The organism is Streptomyces sp. NPDC048603 (assembly GCF_043199475.1).
Classification (GTDB): Bacteria; Actinomycetota; Actinomycetes; order Streptomycetales; family Streptomycetaceae; genus Streptomyces.
Genome location: NZ_JBICVY010000002.1, coordinates 176824 through 197709, shown reverse-complemented (window position 1 = coordinate 197709; position 20886 = coordinate 176824). Strand labels below are relative to the sequence as shown.

Sequence of the window (20886 nt, the reverse complement as noted above, 5' to 3'; positions counted from 1 at the left end):
GTCCACGCGTCAGGGCAGGTTGAGCTGCCCGTCCCTGACTTCGAGGGAATACGGCTCCGGGTCCTCGTACCACCTGCAGTGGCCGAGGCGGACCGTGCCGTCCGGGTGGACGTGGGTGTCGTGGACGCGCGGGGCGAGCCAACGGAGCAGCTCCCCGACCTGCTCCGTGTCGTCCGGGTGCAGCTCGGTCCGGGAGGTCAGCGACCAGCCCCCGCCGGGCAGGCCGGTCCGGGCGGTGAGGGACGAGCCGAGGGTGCCGCCCACCTTCCAGGCGGGTCCGCTGCCGGCGAGCAGCGCACGGGGTTCGTTCTCGATCCGCGGGTTCCCGTCGTCGTCGACCACCACGAACGGGAACTCGGTGATGACCGTCAGCTGCTCCGGCTCCGGGCCGAGGCCCAGGTGCCAGCGCAGTTCGGCGAGTTCCTGTCCGGACAGCCCGTCGCGCAGGTCGACCGTCACCTGCAGTTCGTGGATGTCGCTCATCCGTCCGACCCTACACAGCGGCTCCGGTCAGGACACGGCTGCCGCCGCGGCCGCGGCGCCGGCGACCATCACCGCCGCCTGCATGGCCTGGATGGCCAGGCGGACGCTCTCGGCGGCCCATTGGCCGGCGGCGATCTCGGCCATCCGGGGCTCCACCTGCTTGCGCGGTACGCCGGGGAACGCCAGGCCGTGAAGTTTCGCCGAGTGGAGGAGGGCGATCAGGCCGGCCGTACGGCCGTCCGGTTCCGCGGCGTCGCCGAGCACGGCCGCCTTCAGCCGGGCGCGGAGTTCGCGCTCCACCGAGCCGTCCGCCTCCGGGTAGCGGCGGACCGGGAACAGGCCCATCACCTTGCGGCGTTCCTCGGTCACCAGTCCGCGCCCGGCCAGCCGCTCCAGGGCGGCTCCCACCGCCTTGGTGCTGTCCTTGGTCAGCCAGTCCGTGATGCGCCGCTTGCTGCGGCCCCGCATCCAGGTCCGCAGCAGACCGAGCCGGCCGTCGAGCAGCGGGTCACCGGTCGGCGTGTCGTCCACGACCTCCAGGTACTTGCCGCTGACCGCCACCCGGCCCGCCATGACCAGGTCCAGGAGCAGGGCTGCCGCGACGGCCCAGCCCGCCGCCTGCCGCGAACGGGCCCATCCGGACTCGTCGTCCAGCGACAGCAGCATGATCTCCTCGGCCAGTGTGACCCGTGCGTCGGTCATGTGCGGCTCCCCGGCTCGTTCCCGTACTGACTGTTGCTCACTTGTTCAGACGGGCGTCGCGGGTCATGGGTTCCCTTCTCCCGGCCCGCGCCGCTGACGGGTTCCCCGTCAGCGCAGGTAGGCCAGCTCCGGGTGACCCGCCAGGTAGCCGTCCAGCAGCCGCCTGGCGACCCCGACCGAGTCCACCAGCGGGTGCAGCGCGAACGCCTTGACGGCCGTGGCCCGGGACCCGCCGCGGGCCGCCTCCAGCACCTCCCGCTCCACCGCCTTGACGGCGGTCACCAGGCCCACCGCGTGGTACGGCAGCGGTGCGACGGACACCGGATGGGCGCCGTTCGCGTCCACCAGGCAGGGCACCTCGATCACCGCCGACTCGTCCAGCACGCCCAGCGCGGAGCGGTTGCGGACGTTGAGGATCAGGGTGGCCCGCTCGTCCCGCGCGATGGCCCGCATGAGCGCCAGGGCCACCTGCTCGTAGCCGCCGGACTCCAGGTCGTCGGCCTCCCGCTCGCCCGCGCCGGCCGCATCCCGGTTCTCGGCCATGTAGGTGGCCTCGCGTTCGGCGCGGGTGCGGTCCCAGGCTGCCAGGGCCTCGCCGGCCGCGAGGTCCGTCCGGTCCGCGCCGGCGTAGAAGGCCCGCTGCCGGTCGCGCAGGAACGCCCCGCGGGTCTGTTTGACCTGCTGGTACGCGCGGACCGTCTCGCGGTTGAAGTAGTAGTAGTGGAGGTATTCGTTCGGGACGGCGCCGAGCGAGCGCAGCCATTCCGCGCCGAACAGCCTGCCCTCCTCGAAGGACTCCAGCGCGGTGTCGTCGGCCAGCAGGGCGGGCAGCCGGTCGCGGCCCCCGATGTGCAGGCCGCGTACCCAGCCCAGGTGGTTGAGGCCGACGTAGTCGATCCACGCCTCGGCGGGGCGGGCGGCGCCCAGCGCGCGGGCGATCCGGCGGCCCAGGCCCACGGGTGAGTCGCAGATGCCGATGACCCGGTCTCCCAGGGTCTCCTGCATGGCCTCGGTGACCAGTCCGGCCGGGTTGGTGAAGTTGATGACCCAGGCGTCGGGGGCGGTCCGGGCGATCCGCCGGGCGATCTCCCGGGCGACCGGCACGGTCCGCAGGCCGTACGCGATCCCGCCCGCGCCCACCGTCTCCTGGCCCAGCACTCCTTCGGCCAGGGCCACGCGCTCGTCCGTGGCGCGCCCGTCGAGTCCGCCGACCCGGATGGCCGAGAAGACGAAGTCGGTGCCGCGCAGGGCCTCGTCGAGGTCGCCGGTGGTGGTCACCTCGGGCGCGTCGGGCACTCCTGCCGCTTGGTCGGCGAGGACCCGGGCGATGGCGGCGAGCCGGGCGGGATCCTGGTCGTAGAGGGTGACGTGACTGATCCGCCCCTCCGCCCGGTCGCCGAGCAGGGCGCGGTACACCAGCGGGACCCGGAATCCGCCCCCGCCGAGGATCGTCAGCCGCACGGTCCCTACCACCCTTCGTCGACAGCCCGCGTGTCCGGTGTCCTCCGTGCCGTCCGCCCGGTTCCGCAGTCAGGACCGGGGGCGGCGGGGGCACCAGTCTCGCCCATGGACCCGGTCAGTGGTCGGCGAGCGGGGGTACGGCGCGCAGCCGGGGTCCGGGCTGCTGGGGCGCGCCGTGGGGGGTGATCGGGGCCGGGCCGGGGGCGGTGCCCTGCGGGGCCGAGAGCACCAGGGTGATCCGGGTGAGTCCCATGGCGTCCAGCATCCGGCTGTTCTCGCACACCACCCGGCAGCGGACCACGCCGCGGCGCGGGTCGGGGTGGCGCACCGCGAGGACGGCACCGTCGCGCTCGGCGGCCTCGGGGCCGTACGTGCTCAGCCAGTGCGGCACGCCGTACCGGTAGGCGGCCTCCATGAACGGGTCGCGGGCCACCTCCTGACGGATGCTGCGGAGACCCTCGTCCTCGGGGGCGGCGGCGAGCGCGGTGGCGAACTGGGCGAGCAGCGGCACGCACCAGGAGGGCTCGTGGTCCTCGAGCACGGCGGCCGCGTCCGGGTGGAAGAGCACGAACCGCAGGAAGTTGTCGTCCGGCAGTGCGGTGGGGTGCGGGCGGACGGCCTGGAACAGCTGGTCGAAGGCGGAGTTGGTGAGCGCGACGTCCCAGCGGTGGTCGACCAGGAAGGACGGGTAGGGGACGGATTCCATGAGGGCGGCGTAGTCGCGCAGGTAGTCGCGCTGGACGGGGTCCTCGGGGAGGCGGTTCTCCTCCGGGGCGCGCCAGGTCGGGGGCGGGTCGCGGTCCACCATCACGCGGAAGAGCCAGAAGCACTGGCGCTCGCTCATCTCCAGCGCCTCGGCCAGGGCGAGCAGTTTGCGGTCCGTCCACTCCTTGACGAGTCCGCGTTCCCAGTTGCCGTACGCGCGCACGCTGATGCGCAGGCGGGAGGCCACGTCCTCCTGGCTGAGCCCCAGTTCCTCGCGGCGCCGGCGCAAGATCTCCTTGCGGCGTTCCAGCCGCACTGCGCCCCGTACGGGCTCGTCGCCCGGGGGGATGTCCTCACCTGTCCGGGTGTGGGAGAGGCCGTTGGATGGGCTCACCGCTGCGAGATGTGGCACCGAGAGCTCCCCCTTCTCGCGGTCTGGATCTTCGTTTCCGTGTGGCGATCCTGCTACCCACGTCATTCGAGTGTCAACTATTGTGGCAATTCCAGCCCCTTGACAGCAGAATCACGCCACAGCTGTGGCAAGTTCTAGTCCTAGGATGGTTGACCGGCTAGCCTCCAGGGGCCAACCACGTGTCCGTACCGACCTCGCGCGATCTAGGAGAACCACTGGTGACAGACGGCTTCCCGGCTCCCGGAGCGGTGGCCACCGTGCCTCTGGCAGCCACCGCCGCGCGCGTCGCCGAACTCGCGGACAAACTCCGGCGCGATCAGGCCGAGGTCTTCGACCTGCGTCGGCTCTCGGAGGCGTCCGGAGTACCGGCCGACGTGGTCAAGGCCCTGCTCGACGGCAGGCCGGCCGGTGAACCAGATCTGCAGACCCGGTTCCTGCAGCGCCTGGACCTGCTCCGGCGCACCCGGGTCAAACCCAACGGCCGCCGGTACACCCAGCAGGAGATCGCCGACGGGGCGGCCATGTCCCGCCAGCAGGCGGGCGCCCTCATCAACGGCGACCGGCGCCCCACGATGGAGCACTGCGACGCCATCCAGCGCTTCTTCGGGGTCCATGCCGGCTTCCTCACCGCGCACGACGCCGACGCCCTCACCGACGCGCTGCTCCGCACCGAGCAGCAGTTGCTCCAGGACTTCGCGGACCGCGAGCGGGAACGGGAGTCGGCACGCGCCGCCGCCTCCGGGGCCGCGGACGACCCGCTGGCCCGGCTGCTGCAGAACCACGGAGTCCGGGGCATCGCCTGGCGCGCGGCCCAACTGCCCAGCGACAAACACCGGGACAAGGTGACCGAGTGGCTGGACCTGCTTCTGGAAAGCGTGAAATCGACCGAGTCGTGACCCAGTCGAACGTCTGGGTCTGATCCTTCAAGTCCTGATCCGGATCCGCTCCGACGGGGAGAACGGTGAGCATAGGCAGAGAGCAGCGGCGGCTGTGCGGGGAGCTGGTTGCCGGCATCGGGCTGTCCGCTCCCGTGGAACCGGTGGACCTCTACGCCGCCCTGTGCGAGGGCATGAGCCGGCACCGCGGGCGCAGAGTGGACTTCCGGATGGCCTCCTTCCCCCCGGGTACGGCCAGCGGCCTCTGGCTCGACATGGCGGACCGGGACCTGGTCGTCATCGAGGAGCGCACCGCGCCCGACCACCAGCTGGTGATCCTCGGCCACGAGCTGTGGCACATGAAGGCCGGGCACTGCAGCCACCACGTGGACGGGGCGGCCGTCGCCGCGCGCCTGCTGTCCGCCGAGACCGACCTCACCGAGACGGTCCGCCGGGTCGCTGCGCGCACCCGTGCGGACGTCCGCGAGGAGACCGAGGCCGAGACCTTCGGCCTGCTCCTGGGCAGCAAGTGCCGTCCCTGGCTGGCCGGGTCCGCGAGCCACCGGGCCCCGGGCCGCCGGGACGAGCTCGCGGGACGGATCGAGGCCTCGCTCGGCTACCGGGGTCCCAGGTCCGACCGTTGAACGAAACGACCATGGTGAACGGCACGATCCCGCCGAACGGCACCGTCCCGGTGGACGGCACCGCCCCGGTCAGGGGCGCCGCCCGGTGATGACAGGCGCTGACTACTACATACCCGCCGTGGCCCTGGCGGTCTCGCTGTTCTTCAAACTGCCGGCTCTGCGCCACAACTGGCGCGACCCGCTGCTGCGGTCCGTGTGCGCCCTGCTGGTGCTCGCCGCCGCGGTGTTCACCTTCGCCGCGCCTCCGACGATCGCGGCGGTGAACAGCTGGACCGGGATCTCGAACTTCTCGGCCCCGCTGGTGTACTGCCTCATCACCGCCTTCAGCGCGTCCTGCCTGGTGCTGATCGTCAACTGGCGCGGCGGACCGCCCGAACGCACCCGCCGGGTCTCCCGGCGCTGGATCCTCGGCTACGGCTGCGTGATCGTGGCGCTGGTCGTGCTGTTCGCGCTCGGCGAGGCGCCGGTGGAGCGGCTGCGGGACCTCGACACGTACTACGCGGAGACGCCCTTCATCGGCGAGATGATCGTGCTGTACCTCGTCGCGCACACGGTCGCCGCCGTGGTGATGACCGCCATGTGCTGGCGGTGGTCGCTGCGGGTGGGCGGCTGGCTGCGCCTGGGCCTGACGGTCATAGTCATCGGGTACCTCTTCAACCTGGGCTACGACGTCACCAAGTTCACCGCCGTCTTCGCCCGCTGGGCCGGTTACGACCTGGACGCGCTCAGCACGTACGTCGCCCCGCCGATCGCCTCGGCCGGGGCGCTCATCAGCGCCATCGGCTTCGTACTGCCCCTGCTGTGCCAGCACCTGGCCGACAACTGGCGGGCCTGGTCCACGTACTGCCGGCTCGGCACCCTGTGGCGCGAGCTGCGGGCCGCCGGGCCGACCGCCACGGCCACCGCGGGCGTCCGGATGTCCTGGTGGTCACCGGCCGAACTGCGCGTGATCCAGCGCGAGTCCGACATCCATGACGGATTCCTCCAGCTGGGCCCCTACTTCGACCAGGAGCAGCGGGCCTGGGCACTCCGGCAGGCCGTCGGCTCCGGAGCCGACGAGGCGACCGCCCGCGCGGTCGCGGACGCCGCCATGGTCGCGGCGGCCGTCATGGCGTCCGCGGCCGACCCCGAGGGCAAGATCATAGGATCGAGCCAGGACAATGGGCTCGATATCGCCGACGGCCCTCGCGACCTCGTTCGTATTTCGCACGCTCTGCGGCATTCACCGGTAGTAGCAACGGTCCGCAGCAGAGCGGCCATGGCAGGGAGCAACCTTCGATGACCGACGCAAGCAGAGGCCACGACGGCCGGACCGCCCGCCACGCCGTGGTGATAGGCGGCGGACTGGCCGGCATGCTGGCCGCCGCCGCCCTCGACGGACACGCCGACCGGGTGACGGTCGTCGACCGGGACGCCCTGCCCGACGTACCGGAACCACGCCGCGGTCTCCCGCAGGCACACCACGCCCACCTGTTGTGGTCGGGCGGCGCCCGGGCCATCGAGGAGCTGCTCCCCGGCACCGTGGACCGCTGGACCGGGGCCGGCGCACGGCGCATCCCGCTGCCCACCGGGCTGGTCTCCATGTCGGCCTCCGGCTGGCTCCGCCGCTTCCCCGAGATGCAGTTCCTCATCGCGTGCAGCCGCGACCTGCTCGACTGGACCGTCCGCGAGCAGCTCGTGCACCGGCCCTCGGTGACGGTCCTGCAGCGCTCCGAACTGCTGGAGCTGAGGGGCGATGCCAGGCGCGTCACGGGCGTCCGGATCCGCGAGGAGGACGGCACGGAACGGGTGCTCGACGCCGACCTGGTGGTCGACGCGAGCGGGCGCGGCTCGCGCGCCCCGCAGCTGCTGCGGGAACTCGGCGTCGGCCCGGTGGAGAGCGAGGAGGTCGACTCCGGGCTCGCCTACGCCAGTCGGATCTTCCGCGCGCCCGAGGGTACCGAGGACTACCCGTTGGTGAACGTCCAGTCGGACGCCCGCGTTCCGGTTCCCGGGCAGACGGCGACGATCATTCCGATCGAGGGCGGGCGCTGGCTGGTCACGCTCTCCGGCACGCGGGGTGGCCAGCCGACCGCATCGGCGGAGGAGTTCGAGTCCTTCGCGCGCGGGGTGCGCCACCCCGTCGTGGGCGAACTCATCGCGCGGGCCGAACCGCTCACGGACGTGGTCGTGACCCGGTCGACGGTCAACCGGCGCCACTTCCTGGAGCGGGTTGCGGACTGGCCCGACGGGTTCGTCGTGCTCGGCGACGCGGTCGCCACGTACAACCCGGTCTACGGGCACGGCATGACGGTGGCCGCGAAGGGCGCCCTGGCGATGCGCGAGGAACTGGTCCGCTCCGGCCTCGGTGCTCCCGGGCTCGCCCGCCGGATGCAGCGGGCGATAGCCCGTCCGGTGGCCACCGCCTGGGACCTGGCGACCGCGACGGACATCCTCTACCCGGGCGCCAAGGGGAAGCAGCCGGGGCGTTCCAGCGCCCTGCTCCGGCGTTACATGGACCGGCTGATGCTGACGGCGACCAGTCGGCCGCTGGTCACCAGGACCCTGTTCGACGTGATGACCCTGTCCGCGCCTCCGCAGGCGCTGCTGCGGCCGGAGGTGGCGCTGGCGGTGGCGCGCGGACCGCGCCGTGAGCCGCTCGCGGGACCGCCGCTCACCGAGGGCGAACGGCGGTGCCTGGAGCGTACGGAGGCAGTGCCCGAGGAGACCGGGGCCTGAGAGGACCGGGGACAGAGGGGGTCGGGGGTCGGGGGGCGGGGGTCGGGGCGAGGGACTGCGGGACTGCGGGGCGGCCGGGCTACCGGGCGCCGAGGGCTTGGGCCGCGGCCGGGAACAGGTCCTGGAACGGAGCCGCCGAATCGACTCCGTCCCGGCCGTAGGGAGCGTCGAGGCTCCACACCAGGAACAGCAGGAACACGATCAGCGCGGTGAACAGTCCGGCCAGCAGCAGCTCCCGGCCGGACTTGCGGATCTGCAGCGTGAAGATCAGACCGATGGTCACCACTCCCCCGGTGAGCAGCCCGAACCACACCACGCCCGGCAGCGTCTGCTCCGAACTGCGGGAGTGCCGGGCGTCGTCGGCGGAGGCGATGTGGTCGAGCAGCGGCTGGTACGTCTGGGCCTGGAGCTCGGTGGCCGGGGCCTGGTGGGTGACGTCGGTGCGCAGCTTCGCGAGCAGCGCGGCCCCCTCGTCCGAGAGGTTCTGCCCGGAGGTCAGCCGGGGCCAGTCCACGGAGACGGTGTGGGCGACGTAGGCGTCCACCTCCCCGCGGATCCGGTCGCGTACGGCCTCGGGGTAGACGTCGGCGCGCTGGGTGACCTCGTACAGCGACTGGGCCTCGCGGCGCACGCTGTCCTCGGCGGCGCTGCGTGCCTCCCACACCCCGGCGATGGCGAGTCCGAGCACGATCGCGTAGACGACCCCGACCATCATCGTCATGTACTCCATGACGTCGGGGGTTTCGCTGGTGTCCTCCTCCTCGGCGACCCGGCGGTGCCGGATCGTGGTGAACGCGAGGACGAGGGCGCAGCCGAGCACCATGGCGATGGCCAGGACCAGCCATTCGGACACGGGAGAACTCCTGTTCTTGGGGGTGGGGGCCGGGGTGGCTGGGGCGCCGGGCTCAGGCGCCGCGGCTCTTCGAGCGCGGTCGCAGGGCCGCGGCCGCCAGCACGGCCGGGGTGGTGACGACGACCATGAGCATCACGGTGGACAGGCCGTCGGGACCGTGGCGCTGCAGCGCGACGGAACGGTAGTAGGGGCGCCACAGCTCCCGGGCGGGCCGCGCCTCGGGCCGTACGGCGGGGGCGGAGACGGCGGGGGCGGAGACGGCGGGGGCCGGCACCCCGGGCGCCGGTACGCCGGGCAGGGCGCGGGCCGGCACGGGCTCCGGGGCCGGGTCGGGCTCGGCGGGGAGGGGTTCGGGGGCGGGTGGCTCCGGGGGGACACGGGCGGGAACGCGCGGCGGCACCACCGGGGCGGGGACGCCCACGACGACGGACGGAGTGTCCGGGCCCGCGCCGGGGCGGCAAGCCCCCACCGCCGGGCCCTCGCCCACGGCGGCGCAGACCGACCCTTCCGGCCCGGACACGTTCACCGTCACCCGCCCGGGAGCGACGCCGACGTCGACGACGCCGTCGGTACCGGGCTCGGGGGGCGCCGGGGCCTCGGGGGGCACGGGCGGTTCCGGCGGGCCGGCCGGCGACGGTACGGGGGGTAGGGGGGCCGGGATGGGAGCGGGGGCGTCGGCCACGGGGGCGTCGGCCACGGGTGCGGCGCAGGGCGCGGGCTCCGCCACGGCGGGGCCCTGGGAGGCCGGCGTCCGCCACGCGGCGTCCGTGGCCCCCGCGACCGCCGGGTGCCACGAATCGGACAGTCGCGTCGACACCCCGGGGACGGAGAGGGCAGAAGCGGTGGAAGTGGCGGAAGCGGCGGAGGCTGCCGGGCGGGACGGAGCCGTCGCCGCCGCCGGGCGCGGCCGGTGGTACACCAGCACGCCCTGGCCCAGCGACCAGCCGCCACCCGCCCGCGAACGCTCGTCCACCGCCACGCACGTGCCCCCCGCGGGTCCGCCCGTGGACACCCGCACCCGGCCGGGCGCGACCACGGCGACGGTGCGGTCCGGACGGGCGGTGCCGTCCGGGCGGGCGATGGCGTCCGGGCGGGCGACCGGGGTACCGCCGGGGTCTCCGTCACCTTCCGCGGCGGCCGCCGCGAACCCGTGCAGCGGGCACAGCAGCACCGCCAGACCCGTCCCGGCCCACAGCCGCCAAGCGGTCACCGCGCGTCCACCCGTCTCCTCGGAACCCCTGCCGAACGGTCCCTCCCGGTGAAGAAACGATCACAGCGGCACGACGACACGCACCCCACCCCGGATGGGGTCATGCCCGGGTCGTCCGCTCAGCTGATCGAGAAGAGCGGGCCCGTGAGCATCAGCCCCAGGTCGTGCCCGGCGTACGCGAAGAAGGCGAACAGCACCAGTGCCGCGCCGCCCAGCGCCATGTCCTTCAGGAAGTGGATCCGCTCCGTCATCCGGTTCTGCGGATCGCTCTCCCGCCAGAAGGCGTGCATCACCAGGGCCGTCGGGAAGCAGAACGCGGCAAGCGCCAGCGCGCCGAGGTCCGCCCACACCCCGAGGAGCACCATCAGTCCGCCCGCCGCCATCAGCAGGCCGCTCCCCAGGGTGGCCGCCGCGGGCATCGGGACGCCCTTGGAGGCGGCGTATCCGGCCATGGCCTTGGTCTGCGTCAGGTGCCCCATGGCCGAGGCCAGGAACAGCACCGTGAAGAGCACCCGCCCGATGAGTACGACGATGTCCATCGCAACCTCCGATGTCACCGTGCGTGTGCCCGTTCTGCCGCATTTCACCCGTCCGGGTGACGTAGGCTCTGCATGCCCCTGCCGCCGCACCGAAGGACCCTACGGATGCCCGAACCGCCCGTCGAGCTCGGGCAGGTACTGCGGAGCGGGCCCCGCCGGTTCCTGCTGTCCTCCTGGCCACTGCGGTGCTGGGGCCTGCTGGTCTCCGGCGCGGTGACCGGGTACGTGGTGCTGACCGCGCTGGCCGTCCTGGTCGGCGCCGGGCTGCTGCTGTCCCCGCTGGGCATCGGACTGCTGCTCCTCACCGCCGCGGTGGCGGGCGCGGTGCCGGTGGGCGCGCTGGAGCGGAGACGGCTTCGGCTGGTCGACCGGGAGCCGGTGCCGGACCCGCACGCCTCGCTCGCCGGGGCCGGGCCGGTGGCCTGGCTGCGGACCCGGCTGCGGGAACGGGCCACCTGGCGGGAACTGGGATACGCCGCCCTGCTGGGGGTGGTGTTCGGCCCGGCCGGGTCCGGGGTGGCCGTGCTGCTCGTCTTCTCCGCCATTCTGACCGCCACCCCGGTCATCGTGTGGGCCCTCGCCCCGGAGCCGGTGATGCTGATTCCCGGCCGGGCCGTCTCGGGGCCCCTGGAGGGGCTGGCCGGCACCGCCGCAGGACTGCTGGGACTGGTGGTCGCGGCGTACGCGGCCGCGCTCCTCGCGGGTGCCCAGACCGGGGTGGCACGGGCCCTGCTCGGGCCGCGCGAGGAGGACGCCCGGGTGCTGGAACTGACCCGGTCCCGGGTGCGTCTGGTGGACGCCTTCGAAGCCGAACGGCGGCGGATCGAACGGGACCTGCACGACGGTGCGCAGCAGCAGCTGGTGGCCCTGAGCATGACGCTGGGCCTGGCGGAGCGGGAGCTGCGCGGGGTGCCGGAGGCGGCCGGTGCCGCCGAGCTGGTGGCCCGCGGCCGGGCCGAGGCCAAGCAGGCGCTGGCCCAACTGCGGGACCTGGTCCGGGGCATCCATCCGCAGGTGCTGTCCGACCACGGGCTGGCGGCGGCGGTGGCGGAGGTGGCCCTGCGGCATCCGGTGCCGGTCACGGTCGACCTGGACCGGGTGCCGCGGCTCCCCGCACCGGTCGAGGCCACGGCGTACTTCACGGTGACGGAGGCGCTCGCCAACGCGGCGAAGCACAGTGGCGCGTCGAGGGTCGAGGTCGACGGCCGGGTGGCGGGCGGCACGCTGACGCTCACCGTCACCGACGACGGTCGCGGCGGCGCCGATCCGGCCACCGGGGCCGGACTGGCGGGCCTGGCCGACCGGTTGGCGGTGCTGCGGGGCAGACTGGTGGTGTCGAGCCCGGTGGGCGGGCCGACGGTACTGCGTGTGGAGGTTCCGTGCTCCGGCTGATCCTGGCCGAGGATTCCGTACTGCTGCGGGCCGGTCTCGCGGAGGTGCTGACCCGTAGCGGACACGAGGTGGTCGCGGCGGTCGGTGACGCGGAGTCACTGAAGAGGGCGGTGGCGGCGGAACGGCCCGACGTGGTCGTCACCGATGTCCGGATGCCGCCCGACTACCGGGACGAGGGACTGCGGGCCGCCCTCGAACTGCGCTCCTCAGAACCGGCGTTGCCGGTGCTCGTGCTCTCCCAGTACGTGGCGACGGCGTACGCGGCCCGGCTGTTCGGCGGCGGTACGGGCCGATCCGGCGGCGCGGGCTCCGCGGGCGGGCTCGGCTACCTCCTCAAGGACCGGGTCGGCGAGGTCGACGAGTTCCTCGACGCGCTGGAGCGGGTGGCCGCCGGGCAGACGGTGCTCGACCCGGAGGTGGTCCGGGTGCTGATCGGCCACCGTTCCGCGGAACAGCCCCTGGCCCGCCTCACCCCGCGCGAACGCGAGGTACTGGCCCTGATGGCCGAAGGGCTCAACAACCAGGCCGTGGCGTCCCGCCTGTTCGTCACCGAAGCCGCCGTCGTCAAGCACGCGAGCAGCATCTTCACCAAGCTGGACCTCGACCCGGCCGAGGGCAACCGCCGCGTCCTGGCCGTCCTCGCCCACCTGCGCGACTCAACGCCCGACTGACCAGCCCCGGTGCGGGCAGGCCTCCCGCCCGGTGTGGGCAGGCCTCCCGCCCCACCCGGTGTGGGCAGGCGTCCCGCAGGGCGATGGGGGTCCCCCCTGCTCGAGCGAAGTCGAGAGCTTGGGGGAGGGTGGGCACACCGGGACACCCCGCCCAGCGGATGTACCCCGTCCACCCGAAGCCCCGCTTCACCCAGGCGCCGCCCGCCGAAGCCCCCGCTCAGCGGCCGCGCCGCGCAGCGCCCCCAACGCGCAGGCCGCGCCTGACGGTGCCAGGCTGGAAAGGACGTCGCCACCGCGAGTCCCACGGCGACCGCCCGGCGCGGCGCCACCCGCGTGCGCTGAGCCGTGGCCGGCGCCCGGGCCGGTTCCCCTCACCCCCGTGGAGAAGAGCCATGACCCGTGCACGCACGAGCAGTGCCGCCCACCAGGCCCGCCACCTCCTCGCAGCCTCCACCCTGGCGATCTCCATGGCCACAGCCGGACCGGCCCTGACGGCGACCGCGCAGGAAGCCGCCCCCGCCCCGCCCTGCCGCCACACCCAACTCGTCGCGAACAGCGCCGAACGCCTCGGCGCCACCGGCTGGCGGATCACCGTCATCAACGAGGGCCCCACCCCCTGCACCCTCAAGGGCCATCCCACCCTCGCCCTCGCCGGCCAGGGCTCACCCGACCGCAACAAACCCCTCCGGGTGATCCGTCAGGGCACGGCCCGCCCCGTTCAGCTGCCCGTCGGGGGCACGGCCGCGACCACCGTCTCCTTCACCCCGGTCCTCGGCGAAGCCGACGGGTACTGCGCCTCGGGCGCCGAACCGTTCGCCGCGCCCTCGATGGTCGTGGGTGTCGCGGGCGGCCTGCTCCAGATCGCCCCCGACGACGGCGGCAACTTCGCACTCTGCGGCACCACCGTTCGCGCCACGGCCTTCCGCCCGGCCTGACCCGCCGTCCCGCGGACCGCCCCACGGGCGACGACCCGGGAAACCCTCGCGCCGGGCGCTCCGACGGCCCCACCTGCCCCATCGGCCCCACCGGCTCCGCCGGCGCCACAGGACCAGCGCCCCCAGAGCACCAGCAACACCGGCAACACCAGGTAGCCGAACCGTCCGGCCGGAGCCAGCAGGAAGGCCACCGTCAACCCGGCCGCGAGCCGGTCGGCCGCGGCCACCACGGTCCGCGGCGGCCGCAGCAGCAGCGACAGCGCCACCACCGTCCCGCCCAGTGCCAGCAGACCTACCGTCAGCCACCATCCGTGCGGCACGAGTTCGGCGATCAGACGGCCCGGCAGCGGACTGCTCGCCGGCGTCGGCACGTCGGCCCGCCCGGTCGGGAACGCGAACACCTGGCGTACCAGCTCACGCGGCTGCTGCAGCACCGCCGGCAGTACCAGTACGGCCGTCCCGGCCACCGCAGGCACCGCGCAGCGCAGCGCCGCACGCCTCCCGTGCACCGCGGACAGCAGCGCCACCGCGACCGGAACGGCCGGCCAGGCGGTCCACTTCAGCCCGCACACCCCGGCCAGCACGGCTCCGGCGAGCACCGGGCGCCCGGCCGCGGCGGCGGCCAGCGCCAGGCAGCACAGCCCGGCCAGCGGAAGGTCCACCCCGCTGACCGCCAGCGGCAGCGCCACCACGGGCGAGGCGACCAGCACGGGGGCGGCCGCCCGCAGACCGGACCCCGGCGGCCCGGACCCCCGCAGACCGGACCCCAGCGGACCGGACCCCGGCAGACCGGCCTCCCGCCCGCCCAGCAGTCGCCGCCCGCCCCACATCCCGCCGAACAGCGCCGCCGCGCACCAGATCCGGGCGTCGCCCAGCAGCCGCGGCACCCAGCCGTCGGTACCGAGCACGGCCCGGGGCAGGCCGAGCAGGGCCATGCCCGGCAGGTACGGGTTGTAGTCCGCGACCCGCTCGGGCCGGTCCACGTACGGGCTGCCGGACTCCAGCATCAGCCTCCCGGACCGTTCGATGACGGCGACCTCGGACTGCCCCTGCCCGCTCAGCACCAGGTACAGCAGCGGTACGGCGACGGCACCGGTCAGCGCGAGCCCGACCGCGGCCCGGGGACGGCGCAACAGGGTAGCGCCGGCCGCAGCCAGGTATCCGGTACCCGCGCACCAGCCCCACAGCCGGTGCGGCGGCAGCTCCGAGACGAGGGGGAAGGACAGCGCCCACCCGGCCGCGAGCAGCCAGCCGAGGGCCCGGTACGGGCGCCGGGAGCAACGGGAGGAATTCATGGGCCCATTGCAGCCGCCGGGCCCCGGCCCGGTCTGCACACCCAGGTGGACACTTGGGGGTCGGGTTTCCCCTACCTCCGGTGAACGGCAACCGCGGCCACCGCCCTCAACTCCCTTGCGGGACGGGGCCGGAGGGCCGCACGGCCGGGAACGCCGCGGGGGCGCGGCCCGGAGTCCGGGTCGCGCCCCCGCAAGGGTCGGTGCGGTACGGCGTCAGCCGGCCTCGGCGCCGCCGAAGCGCTCGCGGTAGGACTCCAGGTCCTCCTCGGCGATCCGGGCGAAGAGCACCGGCGGCACGGTGAACGGGGTCCCCGCCGGAACCGCGTCCAGCGCCTTGGCCTGCTCCGGGGTCACCCACGTCGCGGTGTCGCCGGACAGGTCGAACGAGGAGCGCATGGCGCGTGCCGAGGCCGGGATGAACGGCTCGGAGACCACCGAGTAGAGGTGGATGAGGTTCATGGCGGTGCGCAGGGTGAGCGCCGCGCCGTCGAGGTCGGTCTTGACCTCCAGCCAGGGGGCCTTCTCGTCCAGGTAGGCGTTGCCGGCGGACCACAGGGCGCGCAGCGCGGCCGCGGCCTTGCGGTACTGGAGGGCGTCCATGTGGCCCTCGTACTCGGCCAGCAGCTCGGCGATCTGCTCGCCCAGCTTCGCCTCGGTCTCGCCCGCGGGGCTGCCGGCCGGGACCTCGTCGCCGAACTTCTTGCGGGAGAAGGTCAGCACACGGTTGACGAAGTTGCCGAGGGTGCCGCCGAGGTCCTTGTTGACGGTGGTGGTGAAGTGCTCCCACGTGAACGACGAGTCGTCGGACTCGGGCGCGTTCGCGATCAGGAAGTAGCGCCAGAAGTCGGCCGGCAGGATCTCCAGCGCCTGGTCGGTGAAGACGCCGCGCTTCTGCGAGGTGGAGAACTTGCCGCCGTAGTACGTCAGCCAGTTGAAGGCCTTGACGTAGTCGACCATCTTCCACGGCTCGCGCACGCCGAGCTCGGTGGCCGGGAACATGACCGTGTGGAACGGGACGTTGTCCTTGGCCATGAACTGCGTGTAGCGGACGTCCTCGGCCTCGAACCACCAGCTCTTGTAGTCGCGGTTCTCGGGGTCGGCGTCCGACCACTCCTTCGTCGCGCCGATGTACTCGACGGGCGCGTCGAACCAGACGTAGAAGACCTTGCCCTCGGCGGCCAGTTCAGGCCAGGTGTCGGCCGGCACCGGGACGCCCCAGTCGAGGTCGCGGGTGATCGCCCGGTCGTGCAGGCCCTCGGTCAGCCACTTGCGGGCGATGGAGGAGGCCAGCTGCGGCCACTCGTCCTCGTGCTGCGCGACCCACGCCTCGACCTCGTGCTGCAGCTTGGACTGGAGCAGGAAGAGGTGCTTGGTCTCGCGGACCTCCAGCTCGGTGGAGCCGGAGATCGCCGAGCGCGGGTCGATGAGGTCGGTCGGGTCGAGCACGCGGGTGCAGTTCTCGCACTGGTCGCCGCGGGCCTTGTCGTAGCCGCAGTGCGGGCAGGTGCCCTCGACGTAGCGGTCGGGGAGGAAGCGGCCGTCGACCGGGGAGTAGACCTGCCGGATCGCGCGCTCCTCGATGAAGCCGTTCTCCTGCAGCTGCCGGGCGAAGTGCTGGGTGATCTCGCGGTTCTGCTGCGAGGAGCTGCGGCCGAAGTAGTCGAAGGACAGCTCGAAGCCGTCGTAGACCGCCTTCTGGGCGTCGTGCGCCTGCCCGCAGAAGTCGGCGACGGAGAGGCCGGCCTCCTTGGCGGCGAGCTCGGCGGGGGTGCCGTGCTCGTCGGTGGCGCAGATGTAGAGGACGTCGTGGCCGCGCTGGCGGAGGTACCGGGAGTACACATCCGCCGGAAGCATCGACCCGACCATGTTGCCCAGGTGCTTGATCCCGTTGATGTAGGGAAGCGCGCTGGTGATCAGGTGTCGAGCCATCCTCGGATGCTCCATTCATATATGCGGTGTGTTACCGGTCGCGAAGGGACTCATCGTATCGAACCGCTGGACTGCGGCGGTCCGCGGTCCACCGGTCGGAACCGGTCATCGAGCGATCATCACCGAACGTAATGGCGCCAGTGTTCTTCACCGCACACTCCGTGACCCCCGAGCGTTGAAATGGTGGAGGCCTATGCCTCCCGTGCCCCGAGGGGAAGGTGGAACGTTGACCGATGGCGGACCGGAGGAGTCCAGTGGGGCCGTGGGTTTGCCCAGCCGACGACAACAGCGGCAGCCCACGCCCATGAGTCAGTGGCAGCCGAGCGCACGACTGTCGTACTGGGCCTTCCACACGGATCGGCGGCCCGCGTACATGAGATTCGCGTATCTCCAGCTCGGCTCCGACGCGGATGCCGAGGACGTGGTCGACGCCACGTTTGAAGCGATCATGAACGAGTGGCTGCGGATGCTGCACATGGACCGACTGGAGGCCTACGCCTGGACGGTGCTCAAACACCGGATCGTCGACCAGCAACGCAAACGGAACCGGCGTGCGGCGCCGATGGACATCACCGCCTTCGAGGCGGCCCTGAAGGAGGCGGTCGTCGATCCGTACGAGGTGCTGACCGACACCATCCGGTTCTACTCGGCGGTGTCCCGCCTGGCCGAGCGCCAGCGTGACGCCGTACTGCTCCGGTACGGACTGCACTGCACCACCGGCGAGGCGGCCGCGGTCATGGGCGTGGAGGAGGCCACTCTCCGCTCCCACCTCAGCCAGGCCCTCCGGCGGCTCGCACGACTGCTCGACACACCCGGTTCCGGGGTGCGGGGCGAGGAGCAGGAGTCATGAGCGACCGGTACCCGCCGCACGGCGCCCCCCGGCCGCGCTCGCTCGCCGAGTTCCTGGCCCGGGCGGGAGTCCGCGACCGCTACCCGCATTACGATCTCGCCGCCGCAGAGGCGCGGCTGCTGCGCGCCCGGGCCGGCCGGCCCGGGTCCTGCGCGCGCCTCTCCGGCGGTTCCGACCCCGGCGCCGGTCCCGGCCCGGACCCCGCCCGGGCCGCCTGGAGCGACCCGGCGCAGCACACGCCGGTGGACGCCGAGCGCGCCTGGCGGGACCTGAAGGCCATCGGCATGGCCACCGTGTGCGCGCCCGGGGCCGAGTCCGCCCTGGCCGCGTTCGTCACCGGCGGGCACACCGACCTGGCCGGAGCCCAGGTCTTCGCCTGCCTGCTGCACCTGGCGGGGCTGCGGGACGGGGCCCGGTTCTGGTGGCAGTACACCGCCGGATCCGGCAGCGAGCAGGGCGCGTACTGCCTGTTCCTCGACCACTCGCGGCGCGGCGAGCACCACGACGCCGGCGTCTGGGCACGGGAGCTGGTGCGCGGCGGCTTCACCCCGCCCGCCACCCGCGAGGCACGTGAACCCCTTGTCCACGGCCAGACCGCGGTCCGCCGGTACGTCATCCAGCTCGACGACGCCGACCTGGGCCCGGTACCACTGCCCCGGCGCGGCCTGGAACGGGCCCTGTCGGCCCTGATCCCAGCCCCCGCAGCAACAGCAACGACCACAGGACCTGCAACAGGAACAGGAACAGGAACGGAGACCGAACCGGCAACAGGACCGACGCCACCCGCTCCCGCCCCCACCGGCGCCAAACGCCCCAGGCACACCGGTCCCCCGCGTCCCCGGCACTCCCCCGGCCCGCTGCGGCACCCGGCCCTGACGGCCGCGGCGCGGCGGACCTCGGTGAGCGACGGCGGAACCCGCGCGGCGGAGGAGGCCCGGCGCGCGCTGGAGCTCGTGCACGCCCTGCAGCGCCACCCCCGGGGCGTACGCGGAGACCGGCTGGGCCGGGAGGCCGGCCTCACCGGGGCCGAACTCGGCCGGATGCTGGCCATGCTGTGCGAGGAGCAGTTCGCCCACCGCACCCCGGAGGGGATCTTCGCCCCCGGGCCGGCCCTGAACCGGCTGGCCGCCCCCGGCGGCCACGGACTTGCGGCCCAGCTCCAGCACACCCTGGCGCTGGCCCGGGACAGCACCGGGGCCGCCGTGTACCTGAGCCGGTACGCCGAGGGTGAAGTACGGATCACCCAGATGGCGGACGGACCGGCCGCGCCACCGGTCGAGGAGTGGTTCGACTTCAGGATGGCCGCGCACGCCAGCGCGGTCGGCAAGTGCCTGCTCACCCAGCTCGACCACGACGGCCGGGCCGACCACGTGGCCCGCCACAAGCCGGCCCGGCTCACCCCCCGGACCATCACCGACAGCAAGGTGCTCTTCACCGCGCTGGACGCGGTGGCCCCCGGTGACCCCGTCTTCGACCTGCTGGAGTACTCCCCCGGCGTGGTCTGCTCGGCGGTGCCGATCGCCACCGGCGGCGAGGCCGGCTGCCTGGCGCTCTCTCTGCCCGCGGCCCACGCCCACCGCCTGCACGAGGCCACGGGTGCCCTGCGCCGCAAGACGGTGCCGGTCCTTCTGGCCCTCCTGCTGACCGGCGCCTTACCCCCGGACGGAGCCCCCGCCGCCCGGACCGGCCCGGACGCCCTCCGCCACCTCCGCAGCGTCTTCCGTACGCCGCTGACGGCGCGGGCACCCTCGGCCGCGGGAGGCCCCCACGGCCCCCACCTGGTGAGCGACCCGGCCTCGGAAACGGCCTACCTCTTCGACGCCCCGAACCCGGGCACCGACGAGTCCCCCGCCCTGGCCCTCCCGCACACCTTCACCCCGTTCGCCCCGTACGAACACTCCGAGCACCTGCTCGTCCTGGGCATGTGAGCCCCGCCCCCGCGGGGATCATCCTCGCGGGGGCGGCACGCAAAGACAGCCGCCGTGCCGGACCCGGCCGGGTGAAGCGGCCGACGTCCGGCCCGGTCGGCCACGCTCCGGGCGAGCCGCGGGCGTAGCGTCCGGGACATGTCCCAGGGCGACACCCGTGCTACGGGCCATTACGCCGATCAGCTCGGTCATGTCGATCCGCTGGAGGCGGCGCGGCTCAAGGCGCTTGCCGATGCGTTCGATCCGGAGACCGAGCGGCGGATCGGGGCGCTGCGGCTGCCGGCGTCGGCGCGTTGCCTCGAGGTGGGGGCGGGGAGCGGGACGACGGCCCACTGGCTGGCCGGGCGGTTCCCGGAGGGCCGGATCACCGCCACCGATCTCGATCTCAGCCTGATGCCCCGGGGCGGGCCGGGGAACCTGCGGGTCCTGCGCCACGACGTCACCGCCGACGACTTCCCCGAGGGGTCCTTCGATCTGATCCACGCCCGGTGCGTGCTGATGCACCTGCCGGAGCGCGAGCAGGTGGTGGAGCGGATGCGCCGGTGGCTGGCTCCCGGCGGGACCGTGCTGCTGGAGGAGCTGTCCAATTTCCCCTGTGCCGGCATGTCCGAGACCTCGGCGCTTCGCCGGGGCATCGAGGTCGCGTGGGGGCTGCTCAGCTCCTCGTACGGGATGGAAGCGAACTGGGGGACGCGGGCCCCGTCGGTCCTCCACCGGTCCGGCTACCGCGACGTGTCGGCGGAGGCGACCCTGCCGGCAACCACTCCGGACGCCCCGGTCTCCGAGCTCTGGCGGTTGTCCCTGATGAGGCAGACCCCCGCGCTGGTGGAACGCGGCCTGCTCAGCGAGGCGGAGATCGAGGCGGCCCTCGCCGAGCTGGTCGATCCGGCCCACGTGTCCTTTCCCATCGCGCACATCGCCGTACGGGGACGGAAGTGATGGCGGTCGGTGATGGTGGTGGGTGGGCGGCGTATGGGCCGGAACGCGAAGGAACCCCAGCCGAAGCTGGGGTTCCTGTTGGTGTCCGAGGGGGGACTTGAACCCCCACGCCCGATAAAGGGCACTAGCACCTCAAGCTAGCGCGTCTGCCATTCCGCCACCCGGACCGGTGGTCGGCCCCGGTTTCCCGCGGCGACATGGACAACAATAGCAGGGGTTTCAGGTGGTCCTCGACCACATATCCCGTGGTCAGGTGCCTGCGGCGGGTCCAGTGCGGGTTGTGGTTCCGATTTCTTCGCTCCGGAGCCCCGGCCGCCCGGATTCTGGGATCGTGTGGACACGGGG

The 20886-nt window shown here is 73.4% G+C and carries 17 protein-coding genes, 1 tRNA gene and 2 pseudogenes; 10 read left to right on the top strand and 10 right to left on the bottom strand.

What is annotated here, in order from left to right:
* Positions 1 to 9 precede the first annotated feature (9 nt).
* From ACGFQ9_RS04595 to ACGFQ9_RS04580, 4 genes are all read right to left on the bottom strand, one after another.
* Positions 10 to 483 carry a hypothetical protein gene (locus ACGFQ9_RS04595; RefSeq protein ID WP_393571140.1) on the bottom strand — a complete coding sequence of 158 codons (474 nt, stop codon included), beginning with the start codon at positions 481 to 483 and terminating at the stop codon, positions 10 to 12.
* 27 nt (positions 484 to 510) lie between these two features.
* Positions 511 to 1185, bottom strand: a complete 675-nt coding sequence (locus ACGFQ9_RS04590; RefSeq protein WP_393571139.1) for a GPP34 family phosphoprotein — start codon at positions 1183 to 1185, stop codon at positions 511 to 513.
* A gap of 108 nt (positions 1186 to 1293) precedes the next feature.
* Positions 1294 to 2646: a 6-phospho-beta-glucosidase gene (locus tag ACGFQ9_RS04585; protein ID WP_393571137.1), complete on the bottom strand. Its 1353-nt coding sequence runs from the start codon at positions 2644 to 2646 to the stop codon at positions 1294 to 1296.
* A 115-nt stretch (positions 2647 to 2761) separates the two neighbouring features.
* The gene (locus ACGFQ9_RS04580) at positions 2762 to 3745 is read right to left on the bottom strand and encodes a helix-turn-helix domain-containing protein (protein ID WP_393571135.1); all 984 of its coding nucleotides are present in this window, start codon (positions 3743 to 3745) and stop codon (positions 2762 to 2764) included.
* A gap of 236 nt (positions 3746 to 3981) precedes the next feature.
* Between ACGFQ9_RS04580 and ACGFQ9_RS04575 the strand changes: the two genes are divergently transcribed.
* The 4 genes from ACGFQ9_RS04575 (at position 3982) to ACGFQ9_RS04560 (ending at position 8000) form a co-directional block, all read left to right on the top strand.
* Positions 3982 to 4659, top strand: coding sequence for a helix-turn-helix domain-containing protein (locus tag ACGFQ9_RS04575; protein WP_393571133.1), 678 nt, complete (start codon positions 3982 to 3984; stop codon positions 4657 to 4659).
* A gap of 65 nt (positions 4660 to 4724) precedes the next feature.
* On the top strand, positions 4725 to 5282 hold the full coding sequence (locus ACGFQ9_RS04570; protein WP_393571131.1) for a toxin-antitoxin system, toxin component: 558 nt from the start codon (positions 4725 to 4727) through the stop codon (positions 5280 to 5282).
* 88 nt (positions 5283 to 5370) lie between these two features.
* Positions 5371 to 6564: an MAB_1171c family putative transporter gene (locus ACGFQ9_RS04565; protein WP_393571129.1), complete on the top strand. Its 1194-nt coding sequence runs from the start codon at positions 5371 to 5373 to the stop codon at positions 6562 to 6564.
* The gene (locus ACGFQ9_RS04560; RefSeq protein ID WP_393571127.1) at positions 6561 to 8000 is read left to right on the top strand and encodes an NAD(P)/FAD-dependent oxidoreductase; all 1440 of its coding nucleotides are present in this window, start codon (positions 6561 to 6563) and stop codon (positions 7998 to 8000) included. The genes ACGFQ9_RS04565 and ACGFQ9_RS04560 overlap by 4 nt, the downstream gene beginning before the upstream one ends.
* Positions 8001 to 8079: 79 nt before the next feature.
* Here ACGFQ9_RS04560 and ACGFQ9_RS04555 read toward each other — a convergent pair whose 3' ends face one another.
* The 3 genes from ACGFQ9_RS04555 to ACGFQ9_RS04545 all read right to left on the bottom strand — a co-directional run bounded on the left by ACGFQ9_RS04555 (position 8080) and on the right by ACGFQ9_RS04545 (position 10602).
* The gene (locus tag ACGFQ9_RS04555) at positions 8080 to 8853 is read right to left on the bottom strand and encodes a hypothetical protein (RefSeq protein ID WP_393571125.1); all 774 of its coding nucleotides are present in this window, start codon (positions 8851 to 8853) and stop codon (positions 8080 to 8082) included.
* A gap of 52 nt (positions 8854 to 8905) precedes the next feature.
* Positions 8906 to 10063, bottom strand: a complete 1158-nt coding sequence (locus ACGFQ9_RS04550; RefSeq protein WP_393571123.1) for a hypothetical protein — start codon at positions 10061 to 10063, stop codon at positions 8906 to 8908.
* A gap of 119 nt (positions 10064 to 10182) precedes the next feature.
* Complete coding sequence (locus ACGFQ9_RS04545) at positions 10183 to 10602, bottom strand: DoxX family protein (RefSeq protein ID WP_393571121.1); 420 nt, start codon at positions 10600 to 10602, stop codon at positions 10183 to 10185.
* Positions 10603 to 10707: 105 nt separating this feature from the next.
* On the opposite strand from ACGFQ9_RS04545, the gene ACGFQ9_RS04540 reads away from it, so the two are divergent.
* The 3 genes and pseudogenes from ACGFQ9_RS04540 to ACGFQ9_RS04530 all read left to right on the top strand — a co-directional run.
* Complete coding sequence (locus ACGFQ9_RS04540; RefSeq protein WP_393571119.1) at positions 10708 to 11994, top strand: sensor histidine kinase; 1287 nt, start codon at positions 10708 to 10710, stop codon at positions 11992 to 11994.
* On the top strand, positions 11982 to 12665 hold the full coding sequence (locus ACGFQ9_RS04535) for a response regulator (RefSeq protein ID WP_393571117.1): 684 nt from the start codon (positions 11982 to 11984) through the stop codon (positions 12663 to 12665). Before ACGFQ9_RS04540 ends, ACGFQ9_RS04535 begins: the two co-directional genes overlap by 13 nt.
* 83 nt (positions 12666 to 12748) lie before the next feature.
* Positions 12749 to 13429, top strand: a pseudogene (locus ACGFQ9_RS04530) (DUF4232 domain-containing protein); the annotation flags it as partial.
* Here ACGFQ9_RS04530 and ACGFQ9_RS04525 read toward each other — a convergent pair.
* Positions 13384 to 14895 (bottom strand): hypothetical protein, encoded by a 1512-nt coding sequence (locus ACGFQ9_RS04525; protein WP_393571116.1) that lies wholly within the window; start codon positions 14893 to 14895, stop codon positions 13384 to 13386. The pseudogene ACGFQ9_RS04530 and the gene ACGFQ9_RS04525 sit on opposite strands and share 46 nt — an antisense overlap.
* A gap of 213 nt (positions 14896 to 15108) precedes the next feature.
* Positions 15109 to 16824, bottom strand: a complete 1716-nt coding sequence (gene metG, locus ACGFQ9_RS04520) for a methionine--tRNA ligase (protein WP_393571115.1) — start codon at positions 16822 to 16824, stop codon at positions 15109 to 15111.
* Between the two features lie 304 nt (positions 16825 to 17128).
* Between metG and ACGFQ9_RS04515 the strand changes: the two genes are divergently transcribed.
* From ACGFQ9_RS04515 to ACGFQ9_RS04505, 3 genes and pseudogenes are all read left to right on the top strand, one after another.
* Positions 17129 to 17674: an RNA polymerase sigma factor gene (locus tag ACGFQ9_RS04515; RefSeq protein ID WP_393571113.1), complete on the top strand. Its 546-nt coding sequence runs from the start codon at positions 17129 to 17131 to the stop codon at positions 17672 to 17674.
* 899 nt (positions 17675 to 18573) lie between these two features.
* Positions 18574 to 19317, top strand: a pseudogene (locus ACGFQ9_RS04510) (IclR family transcriptional regulator C-terminal domain-containing protein); the annotation flags it as partial.
* Between the two features lie 423 nt (positions 19318 to 19740).
* Positions 19741 to 20541: a class I SAM-dependent methyltransferase gene (locus tag ACGFQ9_RS04505; protein ID WP_393571111.1), complete on the top strand. Its 801-nt coding sequence runs from the start codon at positions 19741 to 19743 to the stop codon at positions 20539 to 20541.
* Between the two features lie 79 nt (positions 20542 to 20620).
* Here ACGFQ9_RS04505 and ACGFQ9_RS04500 read toward each other — a convergent pair.
* A tRNA-Leu gene (locus ACGFQ9_RS04500) sits at positions 20621 to 20708 on the bottom strand.
* Positions 20709 to 20886 lie beyond the last annotated feature (178 nt).

What these genes read in the sequence shown, in the direction of transcription:
- ACGFQ9_RS04595 (WP_393571140.1), bottom strand. Translation starts at nt 483, where the DNA reads ATGAGCGACATCCACGAACTGCAGGTGACGGTCGACCTGCGCGACGGG.
- ACGFQ9_RS04565 (WP_393571129.1), top strand. Translation starts at nt 5,371, where the DNA reads ATGACAGGCGCTGACTACTACATACCCGCCGTGGCCCTGGCGGTCTCG.
- ACGFQ9_RS04505 (WP_393571111.1), top strand. Translation starts at nt 19,741, where the DNA reads ATGTCCCAGGGCGACACCCGTGCTACGGGCCATTACGCCGATCAGCTC.
- ACGFQ9_RS04515 (WP_393571113.1), top strand. Translation starts at nt 17,129, where the DNA reads ATGAGTCAGTGGCAGCCGAGCGCACGACTGTCGTACTGGGCCTTCCAC.
- ACGFQ9_RS04560 (WP_393571127.1), top strand. Translation starts at nt 6,561, where the DNA reads ATGACCGACGCAAGCAGAGGCCACGACGGCCGGACCGCCCGCCACGCC.
- ACGFQ9_RS04540 (WP_393571119.1), top strand. Translation starts at nt 10,708, where the DNA reads ATGCCCGAACCGCCCGTCGAGCTCGGGCAGGTACTGCGGAGCGGGCCC.
- ACGFQ9_RS04590 (WP_393571139.1), bottom strand. Translation starts at nt 1,185, where the DNA reads ATGACCGACGCACGGGTCACACTGGCCGAGGAGATCATGCTGCTGTCG.
- ACGFQ9_RS04525 (WP_393571116.1), bottom strand. Translation starts at nt 14,895, where the DNA reads ATGAATTCCTCCCGTTGCTCCCGGCGCCCGTACCGGGCCCTCGGCTGG.
- metG (WP_393571115.1), bottom strand. Translation starts at nt 16,824, where the DNA reads ATGGCTCGACACCTGATCACCAGCGCGCTTCCCTACATCAACGGGATC.
- ACGFQ9_RS04545 (WP_393571121.1), bottom strand. Translation starts at nt 10,602, where the DNA reads ATGGACATCGTCGTACTCATCGGGCGGGTGCTCTTCACGGTGCTGTTC.